13 protein-coding genes are annotated in these 11,478 nt (G+C 64.1%); 7 read left to right on the top strand and 6 right to left on the bottom strand.

The genetic code is table 11. The annotated features are described in order from the left end of the window. Window positions 1-102: 102 nt before the first annotated feature. Complete coding sequence (locus PGN23_RS06205; protein ID WP_335301991.1) at window positions 103-2,283, bottom strand: glycoside hydrolase family 3 protein; 2,181 nt, start codon at window positions 2,281-2,283, stop codon at window positions 103-105. Further along, a complete protein-coding gene (locus PGN23_RS06200) occupies window positions 2,280-3,875 on the bottom strand; it encodes a long-chain-fatty-acid--CoA ligase (protein ID WP_335301990.1) in 1,596 nt (531 codons plus the stop codon). The genes PGN23_RS06205 and PGN23_RS06200 overlap by 4 nt, the downstream gene beginning before the upstream one ends. Window positions 3,876-3,973: 98 nt before the next feature. On the opposite strand from PGN23_RS06200, the gene PGN23_RS06195 reads away from it, so the two are divergent. Continuing rightward, window positions 3,974-4,738 carry a TetR/AcrR family transcriptional regulator gene (locus PGN23_RS06195; protein WP_335301989.1) on the top strand — a complete coding sequence of 255 codons (765 nt, stop codon included), beginning with the start codon at window positions 3,974-3,976 and terminating at the stop codon, window positions 4,736-4,738. A 241-nt stretch (window positions 4,739-4,979) separates the two neighbouring features. After that, a complete protein-coding gene (locus PGN23_RS06190) occupies window positions 4,980-5,624 on the top strand; it encodes a recombinase family protein (RefSeq protein WP_335302095.1) in 645 nt (214 codons plus the stop codon). A 23-nt stretch (window positions 5,625-5,647) separates the two neighbouring features. Here PGN23_RS06190 and PGN23_RS06185 read toward each other — a convergent pair whose 3' ends face one another. Next, window positions 5,648-7,180 (bottom strand): IS1182 family transposase, encoded by a 1,533-nt coding sequence (locus tag PGN23_RS06185; protein ID WP_335301988.1) that lies wholly within the window; start codon window positions 7,178-7,180, stop codon window positions 5,648-5,650. A gap of 82 nt (window positions 7,181-7,262) precedes the next feature. On the opposite strand from PGN23_RS06185, the gene PGN23_RS06180 reads away from it, so the two are divergent. Both PGN23_RS06180 and PGN23_RS06175 read left to right on the top strand, forming a co-directional pair. After that, window positions 7,263-7,571 (top strand): type II toxin-antitoxin system TacA family antitoxin, encoded by a 309-nt coding sequence (locus tag PGN23_RS06180; RefSeq protein ID WP_335301987.1) that lies wholly within the window; start codon window positions 7,263-7,265, stop codon window positions 7,569-7,571. Continuing rightward, entirely contained in the window at window positions 7,568-8,122 is a 555-nt protein-coding gene (locus PGN23_RS06175; protein ID WP_335301986.1) for a GNAT family N-acetyltransferase, read from the top strand. Before PGN23_RS06180 ends, PGN23_RS06175 begins: the two co-directional genes overlap by 4 nt. Before the next feature lie 55 nt (window positions 8,123-8,177). Here the strand turns inward: PGN23_RS06175 and PGN23_RS06170 are convergent, their stop codons facing one another. Genes PGN23_RS06170 through PGN23_RS06160 form a run of 3 tightly spaced genes read right to left on the bottom strand, consistent with a single transcriptional unit; the run spans window position 8,178 to window position 9,924 of the window. Next, window positions 8,178-8,939: an ImmA/IrrE family metallo-endopeptidase gene (locus tag PGN23_RS06170; RefSeq protein WP_335301985.1), complete on the bottom strand. Its 762-nt coding sequence runs from the start codon at window positions 8,937-8,939 to the stop codon at window positions 8,178-8,180. Then, on the bottom strand, window positions 8,936-9,367 hold the full coding sequence (locus PGN23_RS06165) for a hypothetical protein (RefSeq protein WP_335301984.1): 432 nt from the start codon (window positions 9,365-9,367) through the stop codon (window positions 8,936-8,938). Before PGN23_RS06165 ends, PGN23_RS06170 begins: the two co-directional genes overlap by 4 nt. After that, complete coding sequence (locus tag PGN23_RS06160) at window positions 9,364-9,924, bottom strand: hypothetical protein (RefSeq protein ID WP_335301983.1); 561 nt, start codon at window positions 9,922-9,924, stop codon at window positions 9,364-9,366. Before PGN23_RS06160 ends, PGN23_RS06165 begins: the two co-directional genes overlap by 4 nt. Window positions 9,925-10,114: 190 nt before the next feature. Here PGN23_RS06160 and PGN23_RS06155 point away from each other — a divergent pair, with 190 nt between their 5' ends. From PGN23_RS06155 to PGN23_RS06145, 3 genes are all read left to right on the top strand, one after another. Further along, window positions 10,115-10,339 carry a DUF2188 domain-containing protein gene (locus tag PGN23_RS06155; RefSeq protein ID WP_335301982.1) on the top strand — a complete coding sequence of 75 codons (225 nt, stop codon included), beginning with the start codon at window positions 10,115-10,117 and terminating at the stop codon, window positions 10,337-10,339. A gap of 68 nt (window positions 10,340-10,407) precedes the next feature. Continuing rightward, entirely contained in the window at window positions 10,408-10,671 is a 264-nt protein-coding gene (locus PGN23_RS06150) for a DUF3892 domain-containing protein (protein ID WP_335301981.1), read from the top strand. A 144-nt stretch (window positions 10,672-10,815) separates the two neighbouring features. After that, the gene (locus PGN23_RS06145; RefSeq protein WP_335301980.1) at window positions 10,816-11,475 is read left to right on the top strand and encodes a TetR/AcrR family transcriptional regulator; all 660 of its coding nucleotides are present in this window, start codon (window positions 10,816-10,818) and stop codon (window positions 11,473-11,475) included. Window positions 11,476-11,478: the final 3 nt, after the last annotated feature.

The raw sequence follows: 11,478 nt of genomic DNA, 5'->3' as shown, positions 1-11,478 counted from the left end.
CGAGAGCGTGCTGACGCCCACGAAGTGCCGGTGGCTGCGGATCATGTGAGAAAAACCTCCCCTTCTTGTATCGTTGTCGGTGTCGTGGATCGCCGGGGGCGATCAGGGCGCCAGTTGCCGCCCAGGCAGAGTGACCGTGACCGGTGGATCGAGGTCGGTCGCCGACCGGCCGAGCGCGAGCGCGTAGGTGCCGGCGGGCACGTCCCAGCCGCCGCTGTTGAAATCAGCTAGCAGCCGCGGGTCGACGGTCATGACGACAGTCCGGACCTCGCCCGGCTTCAGCACGATGCGATCGAAGCCGAGCAGACGCTTGAGCGGCTTGCCCCCGCGCGCGACGAGGTAGAGCTGCGGCACGTCTGCGCCCGTACGGTCGCCAGTGTTGGTGACGGTGAAGCGTACCCTTGGCGCGCGACCGCCCGTCACTCGAAGCATACCGTGATCGAACCGCGTGTAGCTGAGCCCGAAGCCGAACGGGAACAGCGCGTCGCTGTCGCCATAGACGGGATCGCGGTACCCGACCGCCGCGCCTTCAGGATAGGAAATGTCGACCGCGCTGCGCTCGGGTAGCGCCAGACCCGGCAGCGTCGGACGCGGATAATGCGCCAGCGTCGCTGGGAAGGTCATCGGCAGCCGGCCCGACGGATTGACCGCGCCGGTCAGCACCTCGGCGATCGCCCGGCCACCCTCCTGACCCGGATACCAGGCCTGGACAACGCCGCGCACCGCGCCGAGCCACGGCATCGAGACGGGGTTGCCCGTCTCCAGCACGACGACCGCGTTGCGGTTGGCGGCGGCAACCGCGGCGATCAGCGCGTCCTGCCCCTGCGGCAAGGCGAGCGACGGCGAATCGCTGCCTTCCCCTTCCCACTTGGTCGCGAACATGATGACGAGATCAGCATGCGCTGCTGCTGCGGCGGCATTCTCGGGCGAGTAGCCGGACGCGAACTCGATCCTGGCTTGGGGCAGGGCAGCCTGCAGCGCCTTCACCGGCGACGACGGGAAATAGACCTGCCGCTGCAGGATAGCCGGAATGCCGGTGCCGCCGCCGGGGATGACGAAGGGTGCGCTGCCGGAGGGCGTGACCTGGCTCGATCCGCCGCCCGACAGCACACCCTGCGAGGCGAAGCCGCCGATGACAAGGATGTGCTTGGCATTCACCGCCAGCGGCAGGATGCCGTCGTTCTTCAACAGCACGATACCGCCCCGCGCCGCGTCCAGCGCGACCGATGCGTTTGCCGCGGTATCGACCGGCGGCCGATCGGCCTGATCCGCACCGACCGCGAACACGCCACGCAGGATACGGCGCACCGCGTCGCCGACCCGCGCCCGGGGAATCCGCCCGTCGGCGACCGCGCGACGCAGGGGCCCGTCGAACCAACGCTGCCGGTCCTGCTGCGACCCCGATTGATGGTCGAGTCCGGCGGTCAGATCATCCTCCGACCCGGTCGATCCCCAGTCGGACATCACCCAGCCCGGGAAGCGCCAGTCGCGCTTCAGCACCCTGTTGAGCAGCATGTCGCTGCCGCACGCCGGCGCGCCGTTCACGACGTTGTAGGCACACATGACCGAAGCAGGACGCCCCGTCTCGATCCCGATCTCGAAAGCAAGCAGGTCGCTTTCGCGTAGCGCGGGTTCAGAGATCACCGCATTTGCGGTGTGGCGCTGCGTCTCCTGATCGTTGATCGCGAAATGCTTGATCGTCGATACGACCCGCTGCGACTGGATGCCGCGGATCACCCGACCGCCGAGCGTGCCCGCGAGCAGCGGGTCCTCGCCCAGATATTCAAAATTACGCCCGCCGCGCGGATCGCGCGTCAGGTTGACGCCTCCGGCGAGCAACACATTGAATCCCTTGGCGCGCGCCTCCGCCCCCATCACGGAGCCGACCCGCTCGGCAAGCGCCCGGTCGAACCCCGCGGCGAGCGCCAGCGCGGACGGCATCGCAGTGGCGGTGTCGTCCTTCCTCATCTGCACGGGGTTGGTGACGCCCAGCGGCCCGTCGGTCTCCAGCAGGTCGGGCACGCCCAGTCTCGGCACCCCGCGCACATACCCCGCGGTCACCGGCACGCCTGCCGGAATGTCCACGGGGAGGCCGGGGATGGGGATGGGCATGATGCCGATCAGCAGGCCGAACCGCTCGTCGTCGGTCATCGCCGCCTCTGCCGCCGCGGCCCGCTTCTCCGCATCGTGCCCGGTGAGCGGTGCCGATTGCGCGAGGGTCGGTGACGTGATCGACAGCGTGCTCGCTGCGGCGAGCAGCATCCCTATGATCCGCATGGTCATGCTGCTACTCCCGCCGTCGATCCGGCGAGAGTCGCGCGCAGCGCTTTCTTGTCGATCTTGCCGACACTGGTGCGCGGCAGCGTGTCGATCGCGATCAGCCGGTCGGGCAGCGCGTAGCGGCTGATCCGGCCGCTGTGCACGAACGCCGACAGGTGATCGTGGATCTCGGCAAGCGTCGGCATGGGCCCCCGCGGCACGACGAACGCGACCGGCCGCTCGCCCCAGAACGGGTCGGCGACGCCGACGTAGCAGGCCGCCGCCACCGCCGGATGGCGCAGCGTCAGATCCTCCATCTCGGCCGAGGACACCCACTCGCCCCCCGACTTGATGACGTCCTTGATCCGGTCGCGGATCACCAGGTCGCCGTTAGGCTCGATCGTGCCGACGTCCTGCGTGTGCAGCCAGCCATCGCGCCATAGGTCCGCCGACGCATCGGCGTTGCCGACATATCCATGCGTAAGCCACGGCGACCGTACCGTCACCTCGCCCTCGTCCAGGCGCAGCTGGACCAGCGGGACCGGCCGGCCTGCGTGGCAGCACACGTCCGGCGCCGATCCGTCGTCACGCGCCAGCGTCAGGATCGGACCCGTCTCCGACATGCCGTAGCCGGCGAACGTCGAGATGCCGGCGCGGGCCGCCGCTTCGTGCAGCGCCAGCGGCAACAGCGAGCCACCCACCACCATCTTCCACGGCCCCGACAGCCGCCGCGTGCCGATCGCGTCGACCATCATCTGGATGATTGTCGGCACGCCATGCGAGAAGGTGACGCCCTCGCGCTCCTTGGTTTCGACCAACCGGTCGGCGATGTAGCGGCCCGGATAGACCTGTTTCACCCCCATCAGCGTCGCCACATAAGGTAGGCCCCAGGCGTGGACGTGGAACATCGGCGTGATCGGCATGTAAACGTCGGTGTCGCGGAACGACTGGGCATCGGGCCGCGTGCCGAGCGCGGCCATCGCCGTCAGCGTGTGCAGCACCAGCTGGCGGTGGCTGAACGTGACCGCTTTGGGATCGCCCGTCGTCCCGGTGGTGTGGAAGGTGGTGGCAAGCGCATCCTCGTCGAAATCGCGGAACGCAAAGCCATGGCCCGTCGCGGCGAGCAGCGCCTCGTACTCGCCCGCCATGAACGGCGCGCTGAGGTCACCCTGCACGCCGTCGTGCATGGCGACGATGCGCCCGATGCATGGGACGTCGCCCGCGAACGAGGCGTACAGCGTCTCGAAATCGGCATGGAGCAGCAGCGTGCGCGCGCCCGTCTGGTTCAGCGTGAACGCGATCTGCGCAGGCGACAGGCGGACGTTCACCGTCTGCAACACGGCGCCCATCATCGGCACCGCGAAATACGTCTCCAGATAGCGGTGACTGTCCCAGTCCATGACCGCGACGACGTCGCCCTCGCCGACACCCAGATCGCACAACATCTGTGCCAGACGCCCTACCCGGTCGGCAAAGGCGGGATAGTCGCGGCGGCTGCCATCGGAGCCGACCAGCTCCGCCCGCGATCCTGTCGCCAACGCGCTGTGGAGCAGGTGCCGGACCAGCAGCGGAAAGCGATATGCCTCGACCGTCCGTTCCGCAAATCGCAGCGCCACCGCTTTTCCCTTCCCTGCCCGCGTGTCTGTGCTCGCGGTGCCCTGACGAGCGCCGTGATGACGGAGGCCGACGGCAGCGTCAATTACTTTATTCATCGGTGAGTAAAGAATATAGGCTTGCCTTGGGACGAGCTGCGGCAAACATGTGCTGCGACAGGAGGACACCCATTCGCGCACCACGCAAAGCACGGCCGCAGGCGGAGCGTCGGGAGGCCGCGACCGGCACGATCCTCGACGCCGCGGAGCGCCTGTTCGCGCATCACGGACGCGACGGGGTGACGCTCAAGGCGATCGCCGCGGCCGCGCAGGTCGACAGCGCGCTGATCCATTATTATTTTGGCGACAAGGATGGTGTGTTCCGCGCCGTCTTTACCCGTCGGACGGCAGAGCTAAACCCCATTCGAGAAGCGGTCATGGATGCCTATGAGGCGAGTAACGGCGGCGTGTATCGCATCACTGATGTGCTCGACGTGTTCTTACGCCCGATCTTCGAGACTTCGTTCGACAATGGTGAGGGATGGGCGAACTTCGCGGCGATCGCCGGTGCGACCAACGCTTCGCGCTTTGGCGGCGCCGACCTGATGGACGAGCATTTCGATCCGGTCGTCCTGCGCTTCATCGGCATGCTGCGACGCGTAGCTCCAGACACGGCGGATCAAGACCTGTTCTGGTTCATGCACCTCCTGTCGGGGGCGCTGACCCAGTCGCTTGCGCAGACAGGACGCATCGACAATCTGTCGGGTGGGCTTTGCCGTTCATCCGACGTGCGTTCGATCCTCGACATGATGGTAGCCGTCTTCAGCCGAGGATTTGAAGCCCTCGTAGCCGAAGCAAAAATAACTGGGCGTGAGCAACAGTGCTGAAAAGCAACATCTATGCGGAGGCAGGGCGAGGTGGCCATACGCTTACCGTCTTGCTTGATGCTTGTTCTATAACATTTGCCACAACGGCCTAACCCTGTCTGTAAGCGACCGCCAGAAAAACGGCCGGTTTTCTGGCGGTTGAGGAATTTGCCCACTCGACACACCCTGGTCATCGGAAAACCCGTTGCGGAAACCACCGGCACATTGCAGGGTAGCGCGTGTCTTTTCTGACGGAGTGATGATGCTCATCGGATACGTAAGGGTGCCTAAGGCTGACGGATCGCAGACTCTGAACCCGCAGCGTGACGCGCTGCTCGCCGCAGGCGTCGACCCTTCTCGTATCTATGAAGATCTCGCTTCGGGTCGCCATGATGCCCGCCCTGGCCTAACCGCGTGCCTCAAGGCGTTGCAGCCGGGCAACACACTGATCCTTTGGAAACTCGATCGCCTTGGGCGTGACCTGCGGCATCTGGTCATTACCGCCGAAGCGCTGCGCGAGCGCGGTATCGGTTTGAAGGTGCTGGCTGGGTCTGGTGCGCAGATCGACACCACCACCGCCAACGGCCGGTTGGCCTTTGGCATCTTCGCCGCCTTTGCCGAGTTCGAGCGCGAGTTGATCGCCGAGCGCACACAGGCCGGCCTTGCGGCGGCACGCGCGCGGGGGCGGATGGGTGGACGGCCTCGCAAGATGGACAAGGCGACGCTGGCGATGGCAATGGCCGCTATGTCCGACCGCAATGCAATCGCAGCCGATGTTGCGCGCCGTCTCGGGATGACCACCACGACACTCTACATGTATGTGAATGGCGACGGCACGCCCAAGGCACCTGGCCAGGCACTGCTCGACGGCGTGCCGTACCGCAAAGAACGGCTGCGCGCCGCGTGATGAATTACATCGCGCCTCAACGATCAGGCATATCGTCGTGCTGGCGGGACGATCACGTCATGTTCGATCGACCGGGCCGAGATCGCAGCCGGGGTCACTGCCGCGGGGACGCACACCCCCCGGCGCGGCTTGCCCGTCAGCCGCTGTGGTCGCACCAAGATCATCAGGTTCCTCACCGCCGCGCCGATGAGGAACTCTTCTTCCGCTCCGCGGATGCCGCGCAGGTGAAGCCGCCTCATGCCATGCTTGCCCTTGGCGTCGGCGAAGAACCGTTCGACCCCACGGCGCAACCGCATGGACCGCTTGTAGAGCCCGGTTTCGGTCTCGGCTCTGGCAAGATCCCGAACGTCCTCGTCGTCCAAACGGACGAGGGTGCGACGCCGCGCCGACGTGCATTTCTTGCTAAGCATGCACGCTTCGCAGTCCCGGGTATCGGCAGCATAGCGATGTACGCCGGAAGGCGGATGAAAGGCGTGGTGGCGGAGCGTCTTGCCGGTCGGGCAGGTAAAGCTGTCGGTATCTCGATGGTAGCTGAAGGCCGTTCGCGGCAGCTTGCCCTTGGTCTGGTGCGTCCTAACAATCACGGGGATGTGCGGGATCGCGCCATAATCCCGAACGAAGCCGAGGAAGCCGGCGCTTCCATAGGCCTTGTCGGCAGCGACCCGTTTGGGATGATAGTTGAAGCAACTGGCCGACCGCTCGAGCATGACGCGGCCCGCATCGACTTCCTCCGCGAAGCGGGCTGGTGTTGCCTCGACATCGAGTGCGACGCCGCTCGGGGTATCGACCAGCGCGTTGAGTGCGTAGCCGAACCGGCCACGCACCGTTCGAGCCGACCAAGCCGCGGCAGGGTCCGTTCGAGAGACGCCTTGGCAGCTTTTCGAGCGAGCCATTTCCCAGACGTCATCTCCTGTATCTCGCACCCATTCCTTAACCGCGCGCGACGCGTTAGCGACATACGGCAGGTAGCCAGGAACGGTCTTGCGCTGCCAGCTCGCATCAGCTGCTATGAACGACGCGTCTATCGCGGCGTCTTTTCCGCCAACCAGCCCTTCGCTGATACAGCGTCTAACCGTCGTCTCGAACAGGACCCGAAACACGTCGGCATCGCGGAAGCGACCATGCCGGTTCTTGCTGAACGTCGAGTGGTGCGGAACCTTGTCTTCCGGCGCGAGACAGCAGAACCAGCGGTAAGCCAAATTGTAGCGCAGCTCCTCGCACAGGCGCCGCTCGGAGGTGATCGCGTAGATGCGGCCGATCAAGGTCATGCGAATGAGGAGTTCGGGATTGATCGATGGTCGCCCCCGTGTGCTGTAATGACCGGCCAGTGCTTGCCTCAGATCGCTTGTGTCGAGACATCGATCGATGCGACGCAGCAGGTGGTCTGTGGGCAACATGGCTTCTATGGTGCGGTGGGTCGCCCCTCCCCGCCCACCGCGACAGGCCTGTCCCATCATGGCGACGCTCCTTTCAATAAGGGTAAAACGAAGGTGCAAGCCGGCATGTCCGGCATTTTTCAACAGGCTCGAACGGTTGTGACACTGCAGGTCGATCACTCAAATTGAGCGACTTTCAACCTTTTGTTGAAATGTACGCCGCTAAGACGTACATAAGACTGCAGATTGAATGAGGTGTGCCATGCTTGGCTTTCAGGATCAGGTCGGCGCCGTCGAGGAGCGCAGCAGCGAGCGGATGAACTTCCGCACCAAGCCGCGCATCAAGCAGGCGATCCAGCAGGCTGCCGCTCTTTCCGGCGTGGACGATTCCGTCTTCACGATGAACGCGGCCTATCGTTCCGCAATGGAGACGATCGCGGCGCACGAACGCACCACCCTGCAGCCGGTCGATCATGCGCGCTTTTTTGCGGCACTCGACACGCCGCCGGCACCCACCGATCGACTGCGGGCGGCATTCGCACGGCATCGCGAGACGATCGTCAGCAGGTGACGGCGACAGAGGACGCAAAACCCTTCACCATCGAACCGCTCGATCCTGCCAGGCAGGATCGAGCGGCCTTTTCCTGTGGCATCACGCAGGTCGACAATTTCTTCCGCCGAACCGCGAACAAGCTCGCCAAGGCGGATAACGTCCGCACCTTCGTGATGATCGGCGCCGAAGGCGAGCTGATCGGCTTCTACGCCACCAATGCCCATGCGATCGACTATACCGAGCTGCCCGATCGGTTCGCCCGCAACCGGCCTGCGCATGGCAGTATCCCGGCCGCCTACATTTCGATGATCGGCGTCGACAGTCGCTTTCAGAGGCAGGGCTATGGCGGCGATCTGTTGGTTGATTGCCTCAAGCGCCTGGCCGTGGCGGCCGATGCGCTAGGCATCGCCGTCGTCATGCTGGACGTACTCGACTGCGGCGACCCGGAGAAGGTGGCGAAGCGCCTCGCGCTCTATACCGGCTATGGCTTTGAGCCGCTGCCCTCCAACAGCTTGCGATTGTTCCTACCGATCGCCACGGTTCGGACTCTTACGCAAGCGGATGCGTAGGTTGAAAATTGCCGGCGCGTAACTTGCCCAGTCCAAAGCCCCATACTGCGCGGTCCTAATCGAGCATCTGATCTTTCAGCGTCAGAAGGGCGAGCACATCATCCCCGAAACCTTTCACACACTCCTCGGTCAGCTCAAACCGATCGGCGCCCCGGCGATCGAACCATGCGTCCGCCCCGATGATCGTCGGCCGTGACCGATCAGTCTTTCCGTACAGCACGTCCATCGCGTCTGACTCGGGATCGAGATCATCACGGGGAAACCAGTGATCCGGAATGCCGCCATTGCGTCGAAACCATCGGCGTCCATTCTGACCGTGGCAAACGATCATACAGGGCCAAGGGCTATGGTCGATGAACCGTAACGCCGTCGCCAACCGGCTGGTGGAGAAGGCAGCAGCCAGAGCGTCGATTGCCTCGAACGACGGGCGCCGGTGAGCGGCGGCAAGCGGTCGAAACAGATAGGCCGGCATCAACAGGTCGGCGGCATAATGATCGGCTTGCCGCTCAATGCCGCCACCGGTCTGGCTGAAACTTCCGATCTCACTCGCCCTGCAGACCGACGACCGGCCGCGATGATGCTGCCAGTGGCCCAACTCATGCGCGATCGAGAAGCGACGGCGACGCGGATCGCCATCGCCTTTCACGGTGATGATCGCTTGATCGCGGAAACCGATGATCCGGGCTTCGCAGCTCTCCAGAATGCCGTTGCGCACCTTCGCACCCATCGTCCAGGCGATCGCCTCGACATCAATCTCATCCGGACTGGTGACGCCGAAGGACTGCAAAAGCTTTTCGGCTTGGCCGAGCCCCTTCAAATCGGGTTGCCGTCTTCGTCGATGGCACCAAGCTCTCGCAAATCAGCGAGAATATCGTCCATCTCTTTTTCGGTGATGCCTTGACCATTGCGAGCAGCCATCGTCAGCCGACTTTTCAGCTTGGTGTCGTCGTTGGCGAACCGAGCGAGGACAGCGGCCCGATCCCTGAGAGGAAGCTGGTGGACTTGCCCCCGGCCCGTTCCGGATGCGCGATCGATCTCCGCTCGCGCAGCCTGGAGGCGCGATTTCCCAGATTGGGCGGTTGCGGTCGAGATTATAGTGCGGATGCGGTCGGCTTCATCCTCCGCATTCAGCCCTTCGGCCTCGACCTCCGCCAGTAATTCCGCGTCCGACATAGCCATGATGTCTACGACCAGTTCATCCGCCAGACGATCGAATGGAGGGGTAGGGCGCCCCGCGCCGCTCACGATGACCATCCATTGGGAAACGCCGCATCTATTGTGCGACGGACACGGCGTCGGATAGTGGCATACGCCGTCATATCGACACCGATCATGGTCATGATCTCCTCCTTCGGCAGGTCGTCCAGATACGCCCACAGGAACAGGGTTGCTTCTTCATCATCGGCAAACAAGGTTTCCAGCGCGTTTCGCCGAGCCGACGCATCTTCCCGTGAAAGCGCCAGTTCCTCGGCATTGGGTTTCGTTTCCACCGGCTCATACAGGAGCCGGCCTTCGACATCGGTGGCATCAGCCGACACCAGTTCGGGTTCGACCTTCTGTTGCCTGGCGGACGCGCGGCTGCGCATGACACCGATCAGGAATGGCACCATTTCCATCCCACGTGGACAATTCCGAACGCCCTCGATCGTCTGACACACCGCTTCGTTAAGCAGATCGTCGGGCTCACACCCGGCCGCAAACGCATATTGTCGTCCCGCCTTACTCAATCTGAGGAGGTCGGTCGAAGTCAGGCTCTCGATCGCCTGCCGCGCTTCCGCAAGATCAAAGGTCGGTTGGCTCACTCAACTCCGCCGGCTTCCTGACGGAGTAGGCTGACTTTCAGCGCGGCTCGGACACGACACGAAAAAAATCGTGTCGAGATGTCCGAGAGCACCCGCCGTTTCAGCCTACCCCCTTGATAGTCAATGAAGACGATCGGGAGCGGGGTCGCAAGCCGTCTTACCCTTAAAGCGCGAGGAAGGAGGTAGAATTATGTCCGGAAAGAACCAGCATGTCGTCCCGCACGCAGGTGGTTGGGCTGTTCGCGGTGCCGGCAACGGTCGTGCAACGTCGGTCCATGACACCCAGCGTGACGCGATCGATGCTGCGCGAGGCATCGCGCAGAACCAGCACAGCGAACTTCTGATCCACGGCCGCAACGGCCAGATCAGGGATCGTGACAGCTACGGCAGTGACCCCTTCCCGCCGCGAGGCTGACCAGACGGGCCGTGTCCCAAAGGCACGGCCCGTCCCACTGAAACGTGGAATGAAAGGACAAGACGATCATGGCCAGGCGCCAAGTGACCAAGAGCGGCAAGGACAAGGACGGCGACATCACGAAGCTCTGCAATGCCGGGCAGAGCTGGTCGCCTCGCCCCAAGGCGGATGCGATCCGTGATATCGAGAACGGCGACCATCAATATTACGTCGCGTGGACCGATGGCCAGGAGACTCCGGTCACGGTCGTCAATGGCACGACCGGCAAGTATCTTCGCACCCGCCGCGATGGATCGACCAAGAATAACCTCGACGATCTGCCCGATTGCTGAGGAAGGAGCAGGGGGCAGCCCGCCCCCTCCCGCTTCGTCGATCAGCGGTAGAAAGATAGACCTTTCTACAAGCGCAACACATGCAATCGTGGGCTTGCCCATCGTCGGTAGCTACAACGCGGTTATCGGCTATGGCCCAATCCGATGAGCCATCCTCGTAAATCGCGCGCGGGCGGCCGCCCGAGCCAACAGCGCGCCGCGGAGATCAGCGATGCGATCGTCGCCGCGACGGTGGAGGCATTCGCCGACCATGGCATGGATTTCAGCATGGAGCAGATGGCCGCTGCGGCGGGGATCAGCAAGCAGGCGGTTTATCGCCGCTGGCCCGGCAAAACGGATCTGCTGATCCACGCGATAGGCCGGACGATCGAACGACTGGTCGCGCGCGCGGCCGACCGGTTGCCCGGCGACCCGGCCGCCGCGTTGCGCGAAATAGCGTGGCGGGTGTTCGATTCCGACGAGGGGCAGGCCAATCGCATCGGCATCTTCCTGCAAGCGGAGGCGCTGCGCGACGGCGGGTTGCAGCGTCATATGCTCGGCTGGCACGAGGCATTGGTGCAATTGCTGAGCGCGCGGACCCGCGTTTTGCTCCTTCAGCTGGGCAAGGATGAAGAGGCCGCACCATCATTGGCGGCCATCCTGTTCGATCTGCTGTCGGGCGCGCGCGCGACACTGGCGTGGACGGGTACGCCGCCCATGGACGACCCGGCCGTCTTCGAACTGCGGTGGCAGGCCTTCCTCCACATCGTTCGAGCATCCGCTGATCTGGCGACGTCGGCGATCGTCCCCGCACCGAAAAGCTGATCG

Origin of the sequence: Sphingomonas adhaesiva (assembly GCF_036946125.1) — a bacterium.
Classification (GTDB): Bacteria; Pseudomonadota; Alphaproteobacteria; order Sphingomonadales; family Sphingomonadaceae; genus Sphingomonas; species Sphingomonas adhaesiva_A.
This window is presented reverse-complemented; position numbering and strand designations above follow the sequence as displayed.